General features: G+C 48.3%; 18 protein-coding genes. 1 reads left to right on the top strand and 17 read right to left on the bottom strand.

All coding sequences use genetic code 11. From position 1 onward, the window contains the following. Window positions 1-24 precede the first annotated feature (24 nt). The 6 genes from DWX00_RS04135 to DWX00_RS04110 form a co-directional block, all read right to left on the bottom strand. The gene (locus tag DWX00_RS04135; RefSeq protein ID WP_117509098.1) at window positions 25-957 is read right to left on the bottom strand and encodes an ABC transporter permease; all 933 of its coding nucleotides are present in this window, start codon (window positions 955-957) and stop codon (window positions 25-27) included. A 325-nt stretch (window positions 958-1,282) separates the two neighbouring features. Continuing rightward, complete coding sequence (locus DWX00_RS04130) at window positions 1,283-3,085, bottom strand: sensor histidine kinase (protein WP_117760396.1); 1,803 nt, start codon at window positions 3,083-3,085, stop codon at window positions 1,283-1,285. Further along, window positions 3,082-4,599 carry a response regulator transcription factor gene (locus DWX00_RS04125; protein WP_117509100.1) on the bottom strand — a complete coding sequence of 506 codons (1,518 nt, stop codon included), beginning with the start codon at window positions 4,597-4,599 and terminating at the stop codon, window positions 3,082-3,084. The genes DWX00_RS04130 and DWX00_RS04125 overlap by 4 nt, the downstream gene beginning before the upstream one ends. A 206-nt stretch (window positions 4,600-4,805) precedes the next feature. Then, entirely contained in the window at window positions 4,806-5,687 is an 882-nt protein-coding gene (gene xerD, locus DWX00_RS04120) for a site-specific tyrosine recombinase XerD (protein WP_118594699.1), read from the bottom strand. A gap of 111 nt (window positions 5,688-5,798) precedes the next feature. Then, on the bottom strand, window positions 5,799-6,374 hold the full coding sequence (locus DWX00_RS04115) for a stage II sporulation protein M (protein ID WP_117814068.1): 576 nt from the start codon (window positions 6,372-6,374) through the stop codon (window positions 5,799-5,801). A 289-nt stretch (window positions 6,375-6,663) separates the two neighbouring features. Continuing rightward, window positions 6,664-9,246, bottom strand: a complete 2,583-nt coding sequence (locus DWX00_RS04110; protein WP_118594697.1) for a glycoside hydrolase family 3 protein — start codon at window positions 9,244-9,246, stop codon at window positions 6,664-6,666. 187 nt (window positions 9,247-9,433) lie between these two features. Between DWX00_RS04110 and DWX00_RS04105 the strand changes: the two genes are divergently transcribed. Continuing rightward, the gene (locus DWX00_RS04105; RefSeq protein WP_055267029.1) at window positions 9,434-10,264 is read left to right on the top strand and encodes an AraC family transcriptional regulator; all 831 of its coding nucleotides are present in this window, start codon (window positions 9,434-9,436) and stop codon (window positions 10,262-10,264) included. A 112-nt stretch (window positions 10,265-10,376) separates the two neighbouring features. Here the strand turns inward: DWX00_RS04105 and rny are convergent, their stop codons facing one another. The 11 genes from rny to dxs all read right to left on the bottom strand — a co-directional run bounded on the left by rny (window position 10,377) and on the right by dxs (window position 23,907). Next, window positions 10,377-11,942: a ribonuclease Y gene (gene rny / locus DWX00_RS04100; protein WP_022463336.1), complete on the bottom strand. Its 1,566-nt coding sequence runs from the start codon at window positions 11,940-11,942 to the stop codon at window positions 10,377-10,379. Between the two features lie 148 nt (window positions 11,943-12,090). Next, a complete protein-coding gene (locus DWX00_RS04095) occupies window positions 12,091-12,717 on the bottom strand; it encodes a regulatory protein RecX (RefSeq protein ID WP_117760399.1) in 627 nt (208 codons plus the stop codon). After that, complete coding sequence (gene recA, locus DWX00_RS04090; RefSeq protein WP_022463338.1) at window positions 12,718-13,785, bottom strand: recombinase RecA; 1,068 nt, start codon at window positions 13,783-13,785, stop codon at window positions 12,718-12,720. A gap of 273 nt (window positions 13,786-14,058) precedes the next feature. Continuing rightward, the gene (gene glgA, locus DWX00_RS04085) at window positions 14,059-15,501 is read right to left on the bottom strand and encodes a glycogen synthase GlgA (protein WP_118594696.1); all 1,443 of its coding nucleotides are present in this window, start codon (window positions 15,499-15,501) and stop codon (window positions 14,059-14,061) included. 192 nt (window positions 15,502-15,693) lie between these two features. Next, a complete protein-coding gene (gene spo0A, locus DWX00_RS04080; protein ID WP_055218233.1) occupies window positions 15,694-16,494 on the bottom strand; it encodes a sporulation transcription factor Spo0A in 801 nt (266 codons plus the stop codon). A gap of 205 nt (window positions 16,495-16,699) precedes the next feature. After that, window positions 16,700-17,920, bottom strand: a complete 1,221-nt coding sequence (gene spoIVB / locus DWX00_RS04075) for a SpoIVB peptidase (protein ID WP_158554956.1) — start codon at window positions 17,918-17,920, stop codon at window positions 16,700-16,702. Between the two features lie 164 nt (window positions 17,921-18,084). Next, on the bottom strand, window positions 18,085-19,776 hold the full coding sequence (gene recN / locus DWX00_RS04070) for a DNA repair protein RecN (protein WP_117509106.1): 1,692 nt from the start codon (window positions 19,774-19,776) through the stop codon (window positions 18,085-18,087). Between the two features lie 64 nt (window positions 19,777-19,840). Further along, window positions 19,841-20,317, bottom strand: coding sequence for an arginine repressor (gene argR / locus DWX00_RS04065; protein WP_055218239.1), 477 nt, complete (start codon window positions 20,315-20,317; stop codon window positions 19,841-19,843). A 29-nt stretch (window positions 20,318-20,346) separates the two neighbouring features. Continuing rightward, window positions 20,347-21,204: an NAD(+)/NADH kinase gene (locus DWX00_RS04060; protein ID WP_055218241.1), complete on the bottom strand. Its 858-nt coding sequence runs from the start codon at window positions 21,202-21,204 to the stop codon at window positions 20,347-20,349. 19 nt (window positions 21,205-21,223) lie between these two features. Continuing rightward, a complete protein-coding gene (locus tag DWX00_RS04055) occupies window positions 21,224-22,033 on the bottom strand; it encodes a TlyA family RNA methyltransferase (protein ID WP_022463346.1) in 810 nt (269 codons plus the stop codon). Next, entirely contained in the window at window positions 22,030-23,907 is a 1,878-nt protein-coding gene (gene dxs, locus DWX00_RS04050) for a 1-deoxy-D-xylulose-5-phosphate synthase (protein WP_118594694.1), read from the bottom strand. The genes DWX00_RS04055 and dxs overlap by 4 nt, the downstream gene beginning before the upstream one ends.

Below are 23,907 nucleotides of genomic sequence, written 5' to 3'. Positions count from 1 at the left end.
AACTAATTCCTCCTTTTTTCTGTCTTAGAACAGTGCAAGATCTTCTTCTACATGTTTTACGATTGCGTTTACGATCAGAATAGTCGCAAAGCAGATGACGGACTGATAGAAAGATGCTGCCGCTGTCATACCGAGGTTGGAGTTCTGAATCAGGGAACGGAATACATAGGTATCAATAACATCGGTCTTGTTGAAGAGCTGTCCGTTGTTTCCAACGATCTGATAGAACATCTCGAAATCACCACGGAGAATTCGGCCAACCTGCAGAAGAAGCATGGTGATAATGGTCGGAAGAATGCTCGGAAGAGTGATGAAACGGATTCTCTCAAAAATATTTGCACCGTCGATGGAAGCTGCTTCGTGAATCTCAGCATCGACACCGGTAATTGCTGCGATGTAAATAACGGAGTTATATCCACACCATTTCCATGAGTTGAACAGACAGATGATCCATGGCCATATACCGGCTTTGGATGCATCGTACATATTGATCTTCTCCCCTCCAAAGAAGGTTACGATACTGTTCAGGATACCGGTTTCATAGTTGAAGATATTGTAAACAAAAACTCCAACGATAACCCAGGAGATGAAGTACGGTAAGAAAATGATTGACTGTGTCACTTTTTTAAAGATTTTTTTGTTGATCTCAGAAATAAAAATTGCGATCAATACCGCAAGAAGCTGTGAAGTAACCAGGTTTAACAGGTTGTACACAACTGTGTTTCTCGTAATCAGCCATCCGGTTCCGGATGAGAACAGGTATTCGAAGTTTGCAAATCCATTCCATTCACTTCCGAATACGCCAAGATCATATCGATAGTTCTTAAATGCAAGCACCAGTCCGGACATCGGAAGGTACTGCATAATCAATACCAGCAAAAATGCAGGCATCGCCATAACAAAAAGGGCTCTGTTTTTCTTTACTTCTGCTACAAAACTTTTCACATGCTTTCCCATTTGTTGACTTCCTTTCTTTTTCATCGTTCCTGCACTGTATGCAACTGCCGGCCTGTACAAGAGTGCTCCCAAGACCCTCCACGCATCGCTTTGTCTTGGGCTTGTTCTCAACTGATGACCCTATTATACCGAAGGATTTAGCTATTTTGTACCCAACAAAACTTCGATTTCTAGTAATTTCTTATGATTTTTGTGATCTTGCACAGGAAAAATCTTGTTTTTCTTCCTGTTTCTTGTCAATTTGTCAGCGTACTTTCCACATCTCTCCGCTCATTTTCACAATTTTTATACAAAAAGAAAGAGAGTTTTTCCTCTCTCTTTCTTTTCAGATCTTCTCTTCCGCTTCTGCCATTGTCATAACCGGAATTTTGATCTCAACATGCGTTCCTTTTTCACTTTCCAGATACGTAACACCATACTTTTCACCGAAGCAGAGCTTCAGGCGAAAGTTGATGTTCCGCACACCATAGCCATGCTGTGCTGTCCGGATGTCCTGCTGTGTCTCTTTCTGCATCTCTTTCACATCGACACCGGGTCCGTCATCCTGCACAGAAAAAACAATATCCTGTTCCTCTCTTCTCGCGCAGATCCGGATCTCACAGCTTTCAATATCCGGTTTCTCCGCAATCCCATGGACGATCGCATTTTCCACAAATGGCTGGAGAATAATATTGAGACATGCATAGCTCTTCAGTTCTTCCGGTACATCTACCTCGAGAGAAATGGCGTTATCAAAGTGATAATTTTCGATATTGACATAAACCTCAACATGCTCGACTTCTTCCCCGATGGAAATCAGGCTCTTTCCATGATTCAGACTCAACCGATAGAACCGGGCCAGATTCCACGTCAGCGTTCCGATCTCCTCTGCACCGTAGTCCATGGAAATCCAGTTAATCAGATCCAGCGTATTGTAGAGAAAATGTGGGTTGATCTGCGCCTGCAGTGCCCGTACCTCTGCCATTTTAACTTCCTTACCAAGTTGATAATGCTCCTGCATCAGCCGCTGGACTTCCTGCACCATACCGTTAAAATTGTGATAAATTTCCTCAATTTCATCTTCCTCGGTTGTGATTGGCAGATTTGCGTTCAGATTTCCGCTTTCCAGACCCGTCATTTCCACATTCAGCTTTTTCAGTCTTCCAACGTAGTAACCGGAAAGAAGATATGACATCAATACAATAACGGCAATCATACTTCCAAGCATCAGAGCCGCTGAGAGCCACAGAAACCTGTACTGATCCTCATATTCATTTTCGGGAATTATCAAGATCATCTGCCAGGATGCACCGTCCACATTTTGCCGGGTAATGTAATATTCCTTCTGTCCCTCCTTCTTTTTTTCCATAAAAAGCTCCGCGCCATAGTTTAAAAGTATTCCTTTTTTCTGCATTTTTTGAAGAATACTGCTGTTAGAGCTGGTAATCATCCTGCCGTTTTCACTCATCAGATAAACAAGACCTTCTGATGTGATATTGGCATTTTTCATAATATCCTGGAAATATTTCGCAGAAACACTGATGCTGCAGATACCAAGTTCCTCTTCTTTTTCTTTTTTGGATGCAATCCGGTGATACAGGGTAACCATCTGCGAGGTATCCTGCTGATCCACACCGTCTCTCTCACGACTGATTGCAACGTAATCTTCTCCCGTGTTCAGAGCATACCGCAGATCAACGTAATCGCTGCGTTCCTTAAGCCTTGATACTCCATCGAAATAATATTGATTTCCCGCATACATCACCTCATCCGGCACGTACAGGCAGAAACGATAGATCGAGTTCGAAATCTCGTAGGAATTAAATTCTTTATTCAGCTCATAGTATTCCAGCCACTGCTCCATGTATGGTCTTTCTTCTCCAAAGCCATCCGCTGACAGTGTATTCTGAATTACCCCATTGTCCTCCACCATATTCGCCAGATACGTCATATTCCGCAGATAACTCTCCGTAAAAGAAATCGCCTGGCTTACCGACTGTTCCATTGAGTAATCTGTTTTTTCACGATAATGGCGCACCACCTGCGGATAACATAAAAAGCAGAGTAAAATCTGCACCAGAATCAGCGGAACGGAGAAATACAACATCATTCTCTTATGCATTGACAATTTCTGTAATGGATTTTTCATCGCATCTGCAGGCTCTCCTTATACTCTGTCGGGGTAACCCCCGTCTTCTTTTTAAAGATTTTCGCAAAATAATTGGCATCCTCATAACCCACCATTTCAGATACCTGATAGAATTTCAGCTGCGGATCACGCATTTTCTGTTTCGCATTCTCTACACGCACTTCCAGCAGGTACTGTCCAATTGTAAGCCCCGTTTGTTTTTTAAACACGGTAGAAAGATACGTCGGTGTCAGATAAACAAGCTCAGCGAGTGTTCCAATAGAAAGATCCTGATCTGCATAATGTTCCTGAATATATTCCGTGATACGGCTCACATTATAACGGTTCTCCGTTTTATGCGTATTCGTTTTTCCATTCTGTTTTTCAAAAAGCTGCTCGATTCTGCGTATCATCTCCTCTTTCATTTCCGCAAACGTTTCTGCCTGCATAAAGAAATCGGTTCCTCTCTGTTCCCACGGCTTTTCCAGCATACCGGGATATCGATATTCTGCTGCTTTTTCCAGCATATCACGCATCACACAATAATGGTACCGTATGTCAGAACTCATACACAGATGATGGCTAACCAGTTTTTCATACAATTCTTCCTGAAAAAGGCAGGCACCTTTTTCATTGTTGTCTATAAGGAGTTGATAAAATTCATCCCTCTGTTTCTTGGCGTCATCCATCCACGGCTTCTCTGGCGGAATGTCATCGTAGCAGACACTTTTTCCCCATCCAAGCCACGAAAGAGCTTTTCCCGCTTCCTTTGCCTGACGATAAGACAATAAGATGTCTTTCTGACAGCTGCCTCTTCTTCCATGCGATAAAAAGCAGCCCGAAATCGAACCGTCCTGTGTACAGCTCTTCAACGTCTCAACTAAAATCGGTTCCATTTCTTTCCAACGTTTTTCTTTTTCACTTCCAAGGAGCAAAATCAGACAGAATGGATCAAAAAGTGTCATTGTTATCGAAATCTGATATGGTCGCAGTGCTTCCTTGGCCATTTTTTCAAATTCCGGTAAGAATCCGGCTCCACAGCCTTCACTGTCAAAATGGATCATGACAATGCGAAAATAGGCTCCCTCCGCCTGTTCCAGTGAAACATCGGTATCCACCTCCAAAAGATAGTTTCGAAGTTTCGCGCGTTCGCTTTTTCTGCGCTCTCTCACACGCTGCACTGCTTCCTCGACGTTTTCCGAGAGCAGCTTCACATTAACCGGTTTTTCCACGTATCCGACTGCATGCAAATCGATTGCTGCTTTCAGATATTCTTTATCTGCATAGCCCGTCGAAAAGATAATCTCGATCTCCGGGAATTTTTCTCTTAATTTTCGGCACAGATCCACACCGCTCATGCCCGGCATGCGAATATCCGAAAGAACGATATCCGGCCGGAAATTTTCCGTTTTCGCCAATGCTTCCTCTCCGTTCGCGGCCGCTTCAACTTCCGAAACACCAAGGCGCTGCCACGGAACGTGCTTTAAAAGGCCAGTTCGAATAATCTTTTCATCTTCTACCACAATCAGTTTCATGTTGTGATACCCCTTTGCTTATATCATACTTAAATGTAAAACCTGTTTTTCAGTATAACACAGATTTTGTAGCTTGTGAATCAAAACTGCTGTTTCCTGGCACATTCTAATCTGCATAATCTCAAAAAATTAAGCGTATTTGGCAAATCTTTTCATTCAAGTTTTGCCAAATACGCTTTTTCCATTTCTTTTTTTTGTTCAATCTGCTACTTTCTCGGATGTGCCTTCCGGTACACATCCCGGATCTTATTCACACCAAGGTGGAGATACATCTGCGTCGTCGAAATATCGGCGTGTCCCATCATCTCCTGGACACTCTTTAAGTCCGCACCGTTTTGCAGCAGATGGGTTGCAAACGAATGACGCAGGGTATGCGGCGTAATATCCGCCGTAATGCCTGCGGATTTCGCATAGGATTTCAGAATTTTCCAGAATCCCTGACGACTCATCGGACCTCCGGAGCAGTTGACAAACAATACATCATCCTCCCGTCCATGCATCAGGGCTGCGCGCGCACTCCCCAGATACTGCTCCAACGCCTTTTTCGCCGGTCCGCCGAACGGAACGATCCGCTCCTTTTCATCGCGGCAGGTGATATAGCCCATCATAAGATTGACATCCTGTGTTTTCAAATGGATCAACTCACTGACACGGATACCGGTCGCATACAGCATTTCCAGCATTGCTTTGTCGCGGATACCCTTTGGCGTGTCGGTTTTGGGCTGGCGAAGCAGCAGATCGACCTCTGCGATGGAAAGGATCTCCGGCATTTTCCGCTCAACCCTCGGTGGCTGCAACGCTTTCGACGGGTCAGATACCATTTTTCCCTCCTGACATGCATATTGGCAAAACATATGAATCGCCGCAATGCTGCGCGAGATCGTTGCCGGGGAGAAGTGTTCCCGCTCCAGATATAATAAATAAGAATTTAAAACCGTTGCATTCATCTGCTCCGGTTTTTCTATTCCGTGCTCCTTCAAAAAAACTGCCAGCTTTCGAAGATCGCGCTGATAGGAGACTTCTGTATTTTTTGACGCTTTCTTTTCCGTCTGTAGATAGTCCGTAAATGACTGTATCGTTTCCTGCATAGCTTTTTTCCTTTTTGCTTTTTTCTCCCTCTCACTGCCCGATAAAGGGTAACAATGCTTTTAATTATATACACGTTTTTTCAAAAATGCAATTCCCTTTTCCGACCGTTTTTACAGGATTTTCGCAAGAAACCACGGATTGACATAACTCTCAAGCAGAATACCCCACAGAAGCAGGATCAGTGCAAAGAAGTAGCGCACGCCAAAGCAAAAATATTCCTTTTTCTGTATGCCGCCGGCAAGGTGATTCGTCTCTGCCATCCGGCTGCACGCAGCAGCCATCAGAAATAACGCGGCAAGGTAGAGGAAAATCTGCGGAAAAAGAGCCAGAAAAAAGAATAAAAGACCTGCCATTCCGTTCTGCAGATAGGCAGCCGAGAGAAAGACGCCACACAGAAAACCATATGCCCAAACGGCAGCAGTGGCAAAATACGCACCGATTGCCGTCAATCCAAAGAGAAGTCCCGCAAATGCCGGTGCTAACCGTACCTTTAGAAGATAGGAAAAGCAGGCCTTTGCGGAAATTTTTCTTCCCAAAAACGCCTCCGCCTGAAAGAGGCGGACGCTATTTCCCTCCTTCATTCCCGTGTGGGATGCCGTAAGCAGCAGCAGTACACCGAGGGTCATACCGGCCGCAAACCAGAGGGCAAAAAAACGAATATATGCATTCTCATCCCGTTCTCTCATTTGCTTTTTGCGCCTCCTTATTTTCTGCCTTACTGTCAATGTATTCCGGATCTCTGGATGATATACATGAAGGATTCCAAAAGCAACGCAAAAAAAAGAAGTGCCGACTTTGCAGACCCCCATCTGCAAATGGCACTTCTTTTTTCTTTTCAGGGTCCCCCAAATGTTTCACGCACCGGAAATTCTGTCAATTTCAAACCCTGCTTTTTTGTATATCCCCATAAGATAATGTTTGCGTCTCATTCGTAATCCGCTCATTCTTCTTTAAAAACAGCTATCTGCAAATTCCCTATTTCACGGTAAGATAGGTATCCAGATCATCGAACTGATCAAGGTAGCTGACTGCGCCCTCGTACATATTGGACTGCAGTACGATATTTACCGTGTTATAGATGCAGCGTTTCAGTTCTGCCATCGTCAGAGTTCCATCTGCAAGTTCTTTTTTGATGTTCTCGTGATCCTCCGGCAGACCCGGCATTACCATGTCATTTCCGGCTCTCATGCAGCCCGCTGCCGTACACTCGCCCTGGATCTGTACGTTGGTGGTTGTCCAGTCGGTCATGATAGCTCCTGCAAATCCCCACTCATCTCTCGCTGCTTTCGTGCAGGTATCGTAGCAGTTTGCAGCGTGCACACCATTGATCAGGTTGTAAGATGTCATAATGGACATCGGCTGTGCATCTTTGACTGCGATTTCAAAGCCTTTCAGATAGATCTCACGCAGTGCACGCTCGGACAGGATGGAATCGGAGCCCATACGGTTATCCTCCTGATTGTTGCATGCGAAGTGTTTGATCGTGGTTCCGCAGCCCGGTACCTTCTGTACACCGAGCGTCATAGCAGCCGCCATCATACCGGCAAGCAGCGGATCCTCGGAATAGTATTCAAAGTTTCTTCCGCAGAGCGGATTTCTGTGGATGTTCATACCAGGTGCCAGCCACAGTGTTACGTTGAACAGTTCCATCTCATGGCCGATCATTTCGCCGACTCTCTTGATGAGTTCTACATCCCAGCTCTGTGCCAGAAGTGTTCCGACCGGGATTGCGGTACAGAACTGATAATAGGTTGTTCCGCGTTTTTCCTGCGGTTTGCTGAAGAATCCGCCTTCCAGTGCCGCCAGAAAATCGCTCGCTACGATCTCTCCGTTGTCTACCTGGTATTCTCTCTTCAGACGAAGACCTGCAGGTCCGTCGACCAGAGCAATCGTGGTTACATTCCACGGCTCCTCCGAAGCACACGGGGATGTCTCTGCTGCTGCTCCCGGAACAGAAATTCCTGCGGAGCCAAGCGCGTTGCCCTGTGCTCTTCCCGGATCACCGGTTGCAAGGAGTGCCAGCTGATCCACAGAAAGGGATTCCACAATCTTTCCTGCTTTTCCAGGAAGCTCTTCCGGTACCGGCTGGTAATCTACTTTCTCAGTTGGGATCTCAGATGCTTTGAGCTCGATCACGCTCATTCTCTTTTCTTTTACTTCCTTCTGCCATGCAGCCTCTCTTGCCTGAACTTTTTCTGCATCAGGAACAATCTCATTCAATTCCTCTTTCAGCGGGCAGATATTTTCACACGCTGTCATGACTGCTTTCTCGTCCAGCTCCAGCGCGCCGGAGAGAACAGATGTATTCAGATCATTTCCAATCCAGATACCATACATGCCCGGCTCCAGAATCCAGGATGCGCTTTCCTCCTCATAGGAAGTCAGCTGATACAGCGGGAAGGTGATGGTCATGGTCTGGGATTCCTTCGGAGCCAGCAGTTTTGTTTTTCCAAAGCCTGCCAGACGGCGGAACTCTTTCACCAGTCTGCCCTGCGGGCAGGAAGCATAGATCTGTACAACTTCTTTTCCTGCATAAGTATCGCCGGTGTTGGTAACGGTAACAGTCACGCTTACTTTCGGATTCATCATACCGCGGCCGCTTACTTTGATGTCATCGGTTCTGATCTCGAAATCGGTGTAGGACATACCGTAACCGAAGGAGTAACGGACTGGTACTTCAAAGGTATCGAAGTAACGGTATCCAACGAAGATACCCTCTTCGTATTTTTCTTTCATGAGGTCGCCGCTCTTGTAGCTGTAAACCTCTGCACCCGGATAATCATAGTAATCTTTTGCCCAGGTATCTGTCATTTTTCCGGATGGGGTTACATCGCCGCTTACAACATCAGCAAATGCATTTCCGCCTTCCTGGCCTGCCTGTACGTACTGTAAAATAGAGCGGATATTGTCAAATTCTTCTACGAATGCCAGATCCATCAGGCCGCCGGTGTTGATAACAAGAACAACGTTTTTATAGCATCTGGAAACCTGTGCCAGAATAGCTTTCTCTTCTTTGGAGATGAAGTAGTCACCCTCCGTATCAAAACGGTCTTTGTTCTCTCCTGCGATACGTGCCAGAACGAAGAATGCGGTGTCTGCACCGTCGGCTGCTGCTTTCTCTTCATCGATTGGGTTTCCGGATGGCATAAAGAACGGGGTTGCAGAGTAAGCATCAAAGAATTTTGTGTCGTCTCCATTCAATTTTGTGAAAATCTCATTTTTCCAGTCCAGTCTTGCCTGTACGTAGAGTTTATCGTAATCCTCCAGCCATTCACTGCTTGTTACGTCGTAGCCTGCATTTTTCATGCCCTGGAAAATATTAACGCTGTCACGCTCATTGACATCGCCGGAACCGGTGCCTCCTTTGATGGTGCGGATCGCACCTGCTCCGTAAAGACCTACCTTGCTGCCCTTTGCCAGCGGCAGGAAATGATCTTTGTTTTCCAGAAGAACGAATCCCTCTGCTGCTGCCTCGCGGGCAAGTTTGCGGTGATCTGTTTCACGCTGGGTTACTTCCGGAGATGTAGTTCCGTTAAAGGTTCTTACCTTTGCTTTCATGTCTTTGTTCCTCCCAAACTTTGTTTCGTGCTAATGTCTCCATTATCTTCCCTTTTTCGTGTAACTTCTAGTTCCTTTCTTGTCCTTTCTCTGGTTGATATTGATATTTCGCCCAATTTCTGGTACAATATTCTTATCTTTTTTGATTATAATTGACGTATATTTCTATCACATCCTGGAGGTACTTATGGAATCCTGCTTTTACGAAACAATACACGAAACCGATCTGCTGCACGTCCGTTTTGAGCTGCAGGATGCGCCCGCTTTTGTTTTTCCGGCGCACTGGCACGAATATGTGGAAATTCTCTATCTGATCAGGGGACAGTTTTCCGCGATTGTCCAGGCAACGGAGTATCGGTTAAACGAGGGCGATCTGATTATCATCAACTCCGGCGACCTCCATATGACGCGCTCCAACACCTGTACATATCTTCTGCTGCAGATTTCCGCAAGCCAGATGCGCCAATATCTGCCGGACTTTGATACGATGCGTTTCGACACGATCATTCCCTGCTCGGAACAGCCGGCTCCGCTCCGCGCACTGCTCTCGGAGATGAACGAGATCCGGCAGAATCCTTCCGATTCATACCAGCTTCTCTTTACCTCACGACTGTACGAATTTCTGTACCATCTCTGCCGGTCGTATTCCCACCAGATCCCTTCGGCATCCCTCACGGGTTCACAGCGCGATCTGCAGCGCGTGACACACGTTATGAACTGGGTGAAAGTGCATTACCCGGAACCGTTAAGCCTCGAAACAGCCGCGGATTCCCTGGCGCTCTCGAAAGAGTATTTCTGCCGGCTCTTTAAAAAGTATACCGGACAGACCTTTCTCGAATATCTGAACGATGTGCGCACGATGCACCTGTACGAAGATTTACAGAATTCCGACGAAACGATCACGGTACTGATGGAGAAAAACGGGCTGTCGAATTACAAAATTTTTATGCGGACCTTCAAAAAGCTGTATGGCTCTACACCTCAGAAAATGCGCTCGAACCGGATACGGCACGTATAAATTCTTTTGAAACTTACTGTTCTTATACACACTGAAAAGGCTGTGGAACATGATTGCTCATGTCCACAGCCTCTTTTTGATTTCGTTATTAAATTGTTTCGTAGAAAGTCTTTTATTTCGCGTAATCCGTTACACGGCTCTCGCGGATAACATTGACCTTGATCTGTCCCGGGTATTCCAGTTCAGCTTCGATCTGTTTCGAGATATCCCTTGCGAGCAGTACCATTTCAGAATCGGATACCTGCTCAGGAACAACCATGATGCGGACTTCTCTACCAGCCTGAATAGCAAAAGATTTTTCGACACCCTTGAACGAATTCGTGATGTCTTCCAACTGTTTTAATCTGTTGGTATATGTTTCGAGTGTTTCTCTTCTTGCACCCGGTCTTGCTGCGGAAATTGCATCCGCTGCCTGAACGATACATGCAATCAGAGACTGGGGCTCTACATCCCCGTGATGTGATTCTACTGTGTTGATCACAATCTGAGATTCTTTGTACTTTTTGCAGAGATCTGCACCGATCTGAATGTGAGATCCTTCTACCTCATGGTCGATGGATTTACCGATATCATGAAGCAGTCCGGCACGTTTTGCCATGCGGACATCGCATCCTACCTCTCCTGCGAGGAGACCGGAAAGCTGTGCTACCTCGATCGAATGCTTTAATGCATTCTGTCCGTAGCTGGAACGGAATTTCATTCTTCCAAGGAGACGGATCAGCTCCGGATGAAGTCCGTGTACACCGACTTCCAGTGCGGCTGCCTCGCCTTCCTCGCGAATATTCTGTTCTACTTCTTTGCGGGCCTTTTCTACCATCTCTTCGATGCGGGCCGGATGGATTCTTCCGTCTACGATCAGTTTTTCCAGAGCAATTCTTGCCACCTCACGGCGAATCGGATCGAATGAGGAAAGAACGACTGCTTCCGGTGTATCGTCGATGATCAGGTCAACGCCTGTCATGGTTTCGAGTGTACGGATGTTTCGTCCTTCACGGCCGATGATGCGGCCTTTCATTTCATCGCTCGGAAGCTGTACCACGGAGATGGTACTCTCGGATACGTGATCGACAGCACATTTCTGAATAGCTGTTACCACATACTCTTTTGCCTTACGGCCTGCTTCCTCTTTTGCTCTGCTCTCCAGCTCTTTGTAGAGCTTTGCTGTGTCGATTTTTACTTCGTCTTCCACAGATTTTAACAGATACTCTTTTGCTTCCTCGGAGGTAAAACCGGAAATTCTTTCCAGTTCCTGTACTCCTTTTTCGTGTAGACCGTCTACTTCCTTTTCTTTCTTTCTGACGCTTGCCTCTTTTGCTGCAATTTCGTTTTCACGACGCTCCAATACGTCCGCTTTTTTATCTACAGATTCTTCTTTCGATAAAACGCGCTTCTCATATTTCTGCAGTTCCGCTCTGCGCTCTCGGGTCTCTTTTTCTACTTCATTCTTCGTACGAAGAGACTCCTCCTTCGCCTCCAGCAGGGCTTCCCGTTTCTTAGTTTCGGCAGTTTTCAGTGCTTCATCTATGATGTTTCTCGCCTTTTCTTCCGCTGTGCCAATTTTCTCAGCATCCTGCTTGATTTTATTGTCCACAGCAATTTTCCTGGTAACAGGAACCGCAATAAGCAGCGTGACTACTACAGCAATGAATACCAGCAGAATTGTAATACCTGTACCCATTACCGGAGCACCTCCTTATTTAGTTTTCATTGCACATTTACAACACTACAATTTTATACTGTTTTCACAAATTTGTCAATGTTTTAAAAATATTCATGTAATTTATTGCACATAATTTCGCGGCATGTGGCGGAATCGCCGGGAATATTCAGGATTCTTCGTCAGCGGAATCTTGGTATTCTTCCAGTGCCCGACGGATTTCGGAACTGCCGAATCCCTTCCGCGTCAGAAAACCGGCGGCACGGCGGTACTCTTTTTCATCCAGCCGGTGCGGCGTGCCGAGCTTTGCGAAGGCGGCACTTTTTGCAAGTTCATACTCATCGCGGGCATCCTCCTGCTCTTCCAGGACGGATTCCACCAGTTCCCGGTCCACGCCTTTCTGTGCCAGCGCATAGAGGACTGCCTTTTTCCCTTTTTTCGCACCGCTGCCCGCAAGATACTGCTCCACGTATGCGCGGTCGTCGATATAGTGAAAGCTCTCCACGTACGAGACAGCCTCTTCAATGGCTCTCTCGGGATAGCCGTCTTTTCGTAACTTATCTTCCAGCTCTTTTTTCGTCCGCATCTGTCTGAGCAGCAGATACATCGCGCGGTGTTTGGCCCTTTTAGTCAGCACTTCCCCTGCCAGCTTTTCGTAAACCTCATCGGGAAGCTCCTCCTGCTCTTTGATGCGGGAAGCGCGGATTTCCCCGTTATAAAGAACCAGATCCTCTCCGTCATCGAAGAGGATCCGTGATTTCTTTTTATTCAGAGGACGAATCTCTGTCACAAACATTTATTCGTCGTCTCCTTCGGTTTCCGGAACTGCTGCTGTTTCTTCTGTGCCTTCCGGCGCTTCTTCCTTGATCAGGCCGTAAGCCACGCGCACTTTGTGCTCGATCTCATCCATGATTTCCGGATGCTCGCGCAGGTATGCTTTCGCATTTTCGCGTCCCTGGCCGATCTTGTCGCCGCCGTATGCGAACCATGCGCCGCTCTTCTGTACGATGCCGACGGAAGCTGCCAGATCCAGAACGTCTCCTTCTTTGGAGATTCCTTTTCCGAACATGATATCAAATTCTGCCTCGCGGAACGGCGGAGCTACTTTGTTTTTCACGACTTTGATTCTGGTACGGTTTCCGACCATCTCTCCGCCCTGCTTTAAGGCTTCAATTCTTCTGACATCGAGACGGATGGAAGAATAGAATTTCAGTGCACGACCGCCGGTTGTGGTCTCCGGATTTCCGAACATGACACCGACTTTTTCACGCAGCTGGTTGATAAAGATAACAATACAATTGGATTTGCTGATCGCTGCAGTCAGTTTCCGGAGTGCCTGAGACATCAGACGCGCCTGCAGTCCGACGTGGGAATCTCCCATGTCGCCGTCGATCTCGGCTTTTGGAACGAGGGCTGCAACAGAGTCCACGATGATGATGTCTACCGCACCGGAACGGACCATCGTCTCGGTGATCTCAAGTGCCTGCTCGCCGTTGTCCGGCTGTGAGATATAAAGGTTTTCAATATCAACACCGATGTTTTTGGCATAGGCCGGATCGAGCGCATGCTCTGCATCGATGAAGCCGGCGATTCCGCCGCGTTTCTGTACTTCGGCTACCATGTGGAGCGCTACGGTTGTTTTACCGGAAGACTCCGGTCCATATACCTCAATAATTCTTCCCTTCGGCACACCGCCAAGACCGAGTGCGATATCCAGGCTTAAAGAGCCGGTCGGGATGGTTTCCACGTTCATGTTTGCTGCGGAATCTCCGAGCTTCATGACAGCTCCTTTTCCGTACTGTTTTTCAATCTGTCCAAGTGCGGCATCGAGTGCACGCAGTTTATCTTCGTTATTATTTCCCATACTGAATATTCTCCTTACCACGCGAACGTCCGTTCGCTTCTGTATCCATACTATTACAAATCTGCTTTGTTGTCAACTGTTTTTCTTGTGTCTTTTTTCAGCTCCCAAATCCTCTGCACCGGAGCTGCTTCGAATATATCCTTATGCACAAGTGTAGCATATTCCACTCTCCTGCTGCAACCCAAAAATACTGCAAAAAAATCCCGAAACGGCTTTTCTTTCCTCTTCTGCCATTTCGGGATTTTTTTCTTATTTTTCAGAATGCAGACCAGCTTATCCGATCAGCCAGTTGTACATTTCCTCGTACTGTTTTGCGGAATTCGCCCAGGAGAAATCCTGTACCATTGCGCGGTCGATCATCTTGTTCCACTCGCGTTTTTTGTCGTAATAGATGCGCTCTGCGTACCGCACGGTACCCATCATCTCATGCGCATTGTAGTTTGTGAAGCTGAATCCAGTTCCTGTTCCCTCGTACTCATTGTACGGCTCTACGGTGTCTTTGAGGCCGCCGGTCTCGCGGACGATCGGAAGGGTTCCGTAGCGGAGGCTCATGAGCTGGGAGAGTCCGCATGGCTCAAACAGGGACGGCAGCAAGAAGGCATCGCAGGATGCATAGATCTTGTGTGACATTGCATCGGAATAGTAGATGTTTGCCGAAACCTTCTTGTCGTATTTCCATGCGAAGTGGCGGAACATGTTCTCGTAGCGCTCCTCGCCGGTTCCAAGGATCACAAACTGTACGGCATCCTGGCACATCTCATCCATCATATAGCTGATGAGGTCGAAGCCCTTCTGATCGGTCAGCCGGGATACGATACCGATCATCATCGTCTTCGGATTGACCTCGAGTCCTAACTCCTCCTGCAGTGCCAGTTTATTTTTCACTTTCTCTTTACGGAAGTTCTTTACATTGAAATTCTTTGCAATCTGAGCGTCTGTCTCCGGGTTCCACTCATTGTAGTCGAGTCCGTTTACAATACCGCGCAGATCGTTTGCTCTTGCACACATCAGACCGTCGAGTCCTTCGCCATAGAACGGGGTCTGAATCTCCTGCGCGTATGTATTGCTGACGGTGGTGATCGCATCTGCGTAAACCAGACCGCCCTTCAAGTAGCTGGCATCGTGTTTGAACTCCAGCTTATCCGGTGTGAAGTAGTAGTCGGAAAGGCCGGTAATGCTCTGAATCGTCTTGCGGTCCCAGATGCCCTGGAATTTCAGGTTGTGGATCGTCATGACGGTTTTGATTCCCCGATAGAATTCATCTGCCTGGAAACGCTCGTGCAGGTAAACCGGAACGAGACCGGTCTGCCAGTCGTGGCAGTGGATGAGATCCGGGCGGAAGCCGATGGTCGGTAAAATGGAAAGCGCTGCTTTACTGAAGTAAGCAAATTTTTCCAGATCCCACGGCATGCCCGCATATGGAGTGCTTCCTCCGAAATGCTCCTCGTTGTCGATAAAGTAGAATTTGATGCCTTCATATTCCATCTCGAAAATGCCGACATACTGCTGTCTCCAGTTCAGATCCATGTAGAAGTTTGTCACATACTGCATCTGATTTCTAAACTGTTCTTTGATTCCTGCGTATTTTGGAATCACCACGCGCACATCAAAATACTCTTTCGGGAAGTATTTCGGCAGAGAACCTACTACATCCGCCAGACCGCCTGTTTTGATGAACGGTACACACTCTGAAGCCACGAACAAAATATTTTTCATGAAAAGAATCCTCCTGTAATTTCATGCTGATTATCGCATCTTTGTTTTTCTGTAATTCCTTCCTTTTTGTCACGATCCTATGAAACGCGAAAGGATAATCAACGTCCTGTCTGTATTATACCGTACTTTGTCCAGAAAAAAAAGTCTAAACTTCTGTAATTTCTCCGTTTGTTCGGATTTTTTTGTTACTTTTTACTGATTTTTCAGTTCAAGACGTATTTTATCTGCAATTAATGCAATAAATTCAGAATTTGTCGGTTTACCCTTGCGGTTGTTCACGGTATAGCCGAACAGCTCGTCGATTGTGTCCATTTTGCCGCGGCTCCAGGCCACTTCAATCGCATGGCGGATGGCACGCTCGACACGACTTGACGTTGTCTGGTGGCGTTTCGCGATGGTCGGATAGAGAATCTTGGTAATGGAATTGAGCATTTCCGTGTCCTCTACGGAAAGCAGAATCGCATCGCGCAGGTACTGGTATCCTTTGATATGGGCAGGAACGCCGATCTCGTGGATCATATTTGTCACATCGATTTCCAGACTGTTTTCCGGCGGACAGATCGGCTCTTTTCCGGGGTTTGTAAAATTTCTTGGATGGTATCTTCTTACTGCTGTCATTCCTTTTGTTGCTTTGATCCGGTTCAGAAGAGTTTCGTTGTCGAACGGTTTTAAGACGTAATAGTAAGCGCCGAGCCGGAACGCATCTTCGGTGATCCTCTCCTCTCCTACGGCGGAGACAACGATAAAGGCAGGTCTTTTTTTCAGATTTTTATCCTCATTGACTTTCTCCATTACAGTCAGACCATCCATCTTCGGCATGAAAATGTCAAGCAGTACGACGTCCGGTTCTTTGTCGCGGATGATACTGTAGATATCATTTCCGTTTCCGGTCTGCCCGATCAGTTCAAGCGTGTCATCCTGTTTTATGACGTTCCCAAGCATTTCCTGCATGCGTTCGTTATCATCCGCGATGGCAATGTTGATCTTTTCCATAAAGCTCTCCTTTGCAAAAACTCATAGTCTTTCCGGAATTTCACTGCATCCGTTTTCTTCTGAACTTTTTCCAATCACACAGACATTATAATTTTATTTTTTCGCATTTTCAATATATTTCCCGTAATTTTTTGAAAATTCGATCGACATTTTCCGTAAAAATTCGGAAGTTTGTAACAATTTCAACCAAATTAACGCATATTTTTCAGTTCCGTGCAAGCATATTTTCCGCAAAGACACCGTAGCCTTTTTCTGGATGGTTTACGAAAACATGGGTAATGGCGCCGATCAGCCTTCCGTTCTGGAGCACCGGCGAGCCGGAATTTCCCTGTACGATGCCGCCGGTTTTCTGTAGCAGCCGTTGATCGGTAATTTCGAGCACAAAATTTTTGTTCGTATTCTCGCTTCCAAGATCGATTTCTGTAATCTCCGCCTCATACTCTTCTACTGTATTGTCCACGCACATCCGCACGGTGGCCGGGCCCGTCTCGATCTCCTGCCGATAGGCAATTTCCGTCACGGTAAGCGGCAGTGCACTGCTTTTTTCCCTGTCCAGAACGCCGTGGATACCGTAGATGGTATTCTCCGCCACTGATCCGATACGGTTCTTTTCTTCGTAATGGATCACACCCTGCAGTTCACCCGGTACACCCGCTTTTCCCGGGATCACAGACAGAATCTGTGTCAGATACAGTTCTCCGCCGTTCAATTGGAGCATTTTTCCGGTATCGACATCACTGATTCCATGGCCGAGCGCTGCAAAGGTTCCATCCGGTTCCACGAAAGTCAGTGTTCCGATTCCCTGCATATTGTCGCGGACCCAGGCCCCGAGGCGGCAGGTGCCGTCCTGGCTTTTCTGCGGTGTCACCTGCACCTCGATCGTTTCCCCGTCCCGAAGCAGGGAAAGACACACCGGGGAACCGTTTGATACTTTTACTGCATCAATCAGCTCCTGCTTGCTGCGGATGCTCTGTCCGTTTACTTTTGTGATATAGTCGCCTTCCCGCAGAATATTTTCTGACGGACGGCTGACGGTTCCGTCGGACGAACGGATTTCGGCTGTACGGATCACCATCACACCGTCGGTCTCCATATAGATACCGACCGGCGCGCCGCAGACGGCAACTTTCGGCCGTTCTTCCTGGATCACACGGATCTTTTTCAGCGGGATCCCGGCGGCGGAACATTCTACAACCGTTTCACCCGTTTCTCCGAATTCGTTTTTTTCTGCTTCCTTCGTATCTTCCGAAATTGTCAGAAGCGGATGTTTCGTGAGCGGCTGAAACGGGCTTTCGCTGTTCTCATCCACATACATCGTATCCGGCAGGGATTCGCGCATGGCATCGTAGCCAAGAAGAACAGCGAGGATCAGAAACAGCGCCGCCAGCGCAAGCAGGACTCTTCGGTATTTTTGTTTTCTCGTCATTTGCATTCCCATCCTTTCCGCCGCAGGGCAGAACTGCGGCATTTCTTTGTTTTCGCGGCGGTCGTCAAGTTCTCGTGCAGGCACGGACTTTGACTCGCCGCCCGCGAAAAAGAGGGAAACCACGCTTTGTTTTGTGATTTCCCTCTTAGTATGCGGACTTCTCTTTATTTGAGTCTTGCAGATTTTTGTACCTGTGCCAATTCCTTCATCTCGCTGGCATTTGCCAGAACAGAATCCGTAATTTTCGCGCCGCCAAGCATTCTTGCCAGTTCTCTGACAGAATCTTCCTCGGATAATGGATGGATCGATGTGACGGTCTCGTTTTCTTCGACGTTTTTTTCGATTTCAAAATGAGAATCTGCCATCGCTGCGATCTGCGGCAGATGGGTGATGCAGATGACCTGATGGCGCTGCCCGATCTGTGCCATTTTTTCGGAAACCTTCTGCGCCGTCCTTCCGCTGATTCCGGTGTCGATTTCATCGAAAATCAGGGTTTCTGTCTCGTCGCGGTCGGCAAGAATCGTCTTGATTGCAAGCATGATTCGCGACAATTCACCGCCGGAAACAACTTTCGCCAGCGGACGGATCGCTTCGCCCGGGTTTGTGGAGATTAAGAACTCCACAGCATCGGTTCCGTTTTCGGTGTAGCTTTTTGTCTTTTCAAATGAAATTTCAAATGCGACATGCAGGAAATTCAGGTCGCGCAGACCTTCGATAATCTGTGTTTCGAGCCGTTTTGCATAGTTTCTGCGGATTTTGGACAGATTATGTGCGGCCGCATCCAGTTTCTGCTCCGTTTTCTGTAACTGCTCCTGCAGTGCGGCGCGGCAGCTCTCAAAATTTTCCAGTTTTTCCAGTTTTTTCTGCTGTTCTTCGCGGTATGCGGCGATCTCTTCCATCGTCTTTCCATACTTTGCTTTCAGGCGGTTGATCTCATCGAGCCGTTTTTCCGTCTCGTAATACTCTTCTTCGGAAAAGGTCAGTTCGGAAAGATATGCGGAAATTTCGCGGTTGAAATCATTCAGCAGTCCGTCAATATCGGAAAGGGTCTGCGACGGACCGGAAAGTGCATCGTCGTACACCGCGGCCTGCTGCAGCTCCCGGATTGCGCGGCCGACCTGCTCCCCGGCGCTGTTCTCTGCACCGTAGCCGGTGATCGCATATACCGTCTGCAGAGATTCCGCGATCTTTTTCGCATGGCCCATTTTCCGGTACGCAGTTTCCAACGCTTCGTCCTCGCCCTCTTTTAGCTCTGCCTGATCAATCTCGTTGATTTCAAACGTAAGAAATGCTGCCTCCCGCTTTCTTGCCTCCTCGTCGAGTTCGTACGCCGAGAGCTCCTTTCGGACATTCTTCCACTCCTGGTACAGCGCCCGGACCTCTCCTTTTGCCGTGGCCGCCTCGGTTCCCGCAAACGCGTCAAGAATCGCGATCTGCCGGTCCGGATAGAGCAGCGACTGGTGCTCATGCTGGCCGTGGATGTCGAGCAGCAGGGACGCAAGAGCTTTTACCTGCGAGATATTGCATGCCTCGCCATTGATGCGGCAGACGCTGCGGGATCCGGTGATCTTTCTGGAAATAATCACCTGTCCCTCCTCCGCCTCGAGATCCATCTCTTTTAACAGCTCCAGCACATGCGGATTTTCGGTTTCAAAGACCAGTTCCACCAGCGCGCTTGTCTCTCCCGTCCGGATCATCTCGCGGGATATCTTCTTTCCAAGCGCCGCGTTGATCGAACCGATCAGGATGGATTTTCCGGCTCCGGTTTCTCCGGTCAGTATATTCAGGCCCGGACCGAACTCCACTTCCGCTTCGTCGATCAGGGCCAGATTTTTTACGTGTAAGTTTGTGAGCATTCTTTTCCTCCGGTGTCACACCTGCTGTCATCTTTTTGTCTCTTTTTGCAGAGACGTGCGTTCTTTAGAACTCTTCGCCCGTCTCCTCCATGCCGTCCACCATTTTTTTCAGTCGTTCTGCTGCCACAAGCGCCGCATCATCGTCTCTTGCCACGCAGAGAATCGTATCGTCTCCGCCGATGCAGCCGACAATTTCATTCCAGTTCATCTCATCGAAAGCCGCTGCCGCCGCCATCGCCATTCCAGACACGGTTTTGATGACCAGAATATTTTTGGCAAGATCAACAGAAATAAACGCGTCTTTTAACACGCGCGCATAGCGGCTCCCAACCTCGGACGGTGCGTTCTGCAGAACCGCATAGCGGCTTCCGCCGTTCTCTTTTGGTACTTTTGTGAGCTTCAGCTGGCGGATATCCCTCGAAATCGTCGCCTGCGTTACGGCAAAGCCGCTCTCCTCCAGCTTCTTTGCCAGCTCCTCCTGTGTTTCAATGTCATATTGGTTAATTAATTTGATAATCTGTGCATGTCTCGCGATTTTCATTTCAAGCATCCTTCCCCAGTAACTATATCTTAAATGTTTGCCATTTTCTTTCTTAATGTCTCCAGAAAACTGATGTTGCTGATTTTCACAATCAGAGTATCCCGTCTGGCCTTTTTGATCACGATCCGGTCGCCGGTTTTCATCGGAACGCGGGTGTCGCCGTCAAAATATGCCATGCCCTGTTCAATGCCGCCGTCTCTCGAAGGCCCGAGCTCCACCTCGATCACATCCTCTGCCGGAAAGACAATGCTTCTCGTATTCAGGGTGTGCGGGGCAAGCGGTGTCATCAGCATCAGGCTGGCTGACGGTGAGATGATCGGGCCGCCCGCGGAGAGGCTGTAGCCGGTCGAACCGGTCGGCGTTGCGATGATGATGCCATCGGCGCTGTAGGAATTTAAAAACTCCCCGTTGACGTAATTGTCGAACCGGACGACACGCAGGTTTCCCTCACGGGTGATCGTAATGTCATTGAGTGCCGCGTCCTCCGCAATCAGCTTTCCGTCTCGGTAAATCGATCCGCAGAGCATCATGCGGTGCTCAATCGTATACTCATCCGCCATCAAATGATCCAGCGCCAGATAAAGCGTGTCACGGTCGATTTCCGCAAGATAGCCGAGCGTTCCCAGATTGATGCCGAGCAGTGGAATCTGTAAATCCACCACGTCGCCTGCTGCCTGCAGAAGCGTGCCGTCACCACCGAGCACCAGAATGCCGTCGATATCTGACGGAACCTTCGCCGGATCCGTATAATGGTATTTTTCCCCTTTTTCGCTGTTATCGCAGAGAAGACACGTTTTTCCGCGCTCCTCCAGATATTGCCTGATCTGGTCTGTCACGGTAAGGTCCGGGTCTTTTGCTCTGTTTGTGATCAGGTAAAATCGCTCCATATCATGCTCCTTAACCCTTTTATTTATCCAGTGTATCGTGTGCGCTCTTTACAACGGCGTCTACATCGACATTGGTCTCTTCCTCTGTCACGCCGTCCGGCAGCCGGACAAGGTGAACGAGATACTCGATATTTCCCTCCGGTCCTTTGATCGGAGAAAATTCCAGATGGCGCACGCCGAAGGAAATGCTTTTCGCATAGGAAATGACCATCTCAATGACTTCTTTGTGTACAGCCGGATCACGGACAACACCTTTTTTGCCGACTTTTTCGCGTCCTGCCTCAAACTGCGGCTTGATCAGAGCTGCAATTTCGCCGTTCTCTTCCATCAGATTTCGAACCGGAAGCAGCACCTTGGTCAGGGAGATAAACGATACGTCGATCGATACGAAGGACGGTCTCTCCTCGATATCCTCCGTCACGACGTAACGGATGTTCGTGCGCTCCATGCAGACAACGCGCGGATCGTTCCGCAGCTTCCAGTCGAGCTGGCCGTGGCCGACATCCACGGAATATACCTTGACGGCGCCGTTCTGCAGCATACAGTCGGTAAAGCCGCCGGTGGATGCTCCGACATCCATGCAGACCTTTCCATCCAGGGTAAGGTTAAAGTTTTTCATTGCTTTCTCTAATTTTAAGCCGCCGCGGCTCACATACGGCAGTGGTTTTCCTTTTAAGACAATCTCCACTTCTTCCGGGAACATGGAACCGGCTTTATCCTCCCGCTCATTGTCCACCAGAACTTCTCCTGCCATAATCATGGCTTTCGCTTTTTCCCGCGATGTGGCAAGGCCCCGTTCTACCAGTAATACATCTAATCGTTTTTTCATCTTTCTTCCTGCCCCTGTTTTCTGTAGTATTCCTCAATTCTGCCGCAGATATCTTCCGGCGTAAAGCCGACCTGTTTCATCTGGTATGATACACTTCCGTGCGGAATAAAGCGGTCCGGCAGTGCAATGATCTCCACGCCGAACGGAAGGTCTTCTTCCTCGGCAAAAGCAAGGACGCGCTCTCCAAAGCCGCCGTCTTTTACATTTTCCTCGAGTGTTACGACAAGCTCATACGTATCGGCAAAGCTTCGAAGAAGTTCTTCATCGATTGGTTTGACGAACCGCGCATTCACAAGCGCCGCATCCATATCCATCCGCTCTTTTAACTGTTTCTGCACTTCTTCTGCCATTTTTACCATACTGCCGACGGCAAGAAGTGCAACACGGCTTCCCTCATGGATCACTTCTGATTTTCCGAGGCAGATGGGCGCACGGAACTCTTTTAATCCCGTATACGCTTCCCCTCTCGGGTAGCGCACCGCGATCGGGCCGTCGTAATCGACCGCAAATTTGATCATATCCGAAAGCTCCCAGAGGTTCTTCGGTGCAAGAATTGTCATATTCGGCATCGAACCCAGATAGGAAAGGTCGAAAATGCCGTGGTGTGTCTCCCCGTCGTAGCCCACAAGACCGGCGCGGTCAATCGCAAAGACGACATGGAGATTCTGCATACAGACGTCATGCATGATCTGATCGTACGCCCGCTGCAGGAATGAAGAATAAATCGCAACGACAGGCGTAATGCCGCCGAGTGACAGTGCCGCTGCAAATGTCACCGCGTGCTCTTCTGCGATTCCCACATCGAAACAGCGGTCCGGGAACATGTTGGAGAAGCGTTTCAGTCCGACACCGGTCATCATCGCCGCCGTGACTGCCGCAACATCCTTTCTTCGATCTCCCATTTTCCGCATGACTGTGGAAAAGACATCCGTGTACGTCGGATTGGATTTTCCAACCGGCAATCCTGTTTTCACATCGAACGGACCCGCACCGTGGAATCTTGCCGGGTGGCGCATCGCCGGCTCATAGCCGCGGCCCTTCTGTGTCAGGACATGCACCAGAATCGGTCCTTCAAACCGTTTTGCTTCCTGGAAGGTCTTGATCAGCTGCGGAATGTTGTGGCCGTCCACAGGACCTAAATACGTAAGTCCCATATCCTCAAACAGCATGCCCGGAATGATGATCTGTTTGATGCTGCTTTTCGTCTTCCGCATCGCATCCACCATGCCAGGTCCGATGCCCGGAATGCGGTTCAATGCCTTTGTGACGTCCATCTTGAAATCCGTGTACGCCGATGCCGTCCGAAGGCCGGACAGGTACGATGACATACCGCCGACATTCTCGGTGATCGACATTTCGTTGTCATTTAAAACGATAATAAAATTCGATTTCAGGCTGGCCGCATTGTTCAGCGCCTCGTACGCCATGCCGCCGGTCAGCGCACCATCTCCGATGATCGAAACAACGGAATAATTTTCTTTTTTCAGTTCCCGTGCACGCACATAGCCGACGCCTGCGGAAATCGAGGTCGAGCTGTGGCCGGTGTCGAATACATCGCAGTCACTCTCGCTCCGCTTCGGGAATCCGCTGATGCCGCCTTCCCGGCGCAGCGTTTCAAACCCGTCTTTCCGCCCGGTCAGAATCTTGTGCGTGTAGGACTGGTGTCCCACATCCCAGATCAGCTTGTCTTTTGGAAGATCGAAGACGCGGTGCATCGCAATCGTCAGTTCCACGACACCAAGATTGGACGCCAGATGGCCGCCGGTTTTACTCAAAGACTCGATAATAAATTCCCGGATTTCCTCTGCAAGCGCCGGAAGCTGGTCCGCCGGAATCTTCTTAATATCGTTTGGTTTCTGTATTTTTTCTAACAT

It is taken from the genome of Blautia sp. AF17-9LB (genome assembly GCF_003479185.1).
GTDB lineage: Bacteria > Bacillota > Clostridia > Lachnospirales > Lachnospiraceae > Fusicatenibacter > Fusicatenibacter saccharivorans.
This window is presented reverse-complemented; position numbering and strand designations above follow the sequence as displayed.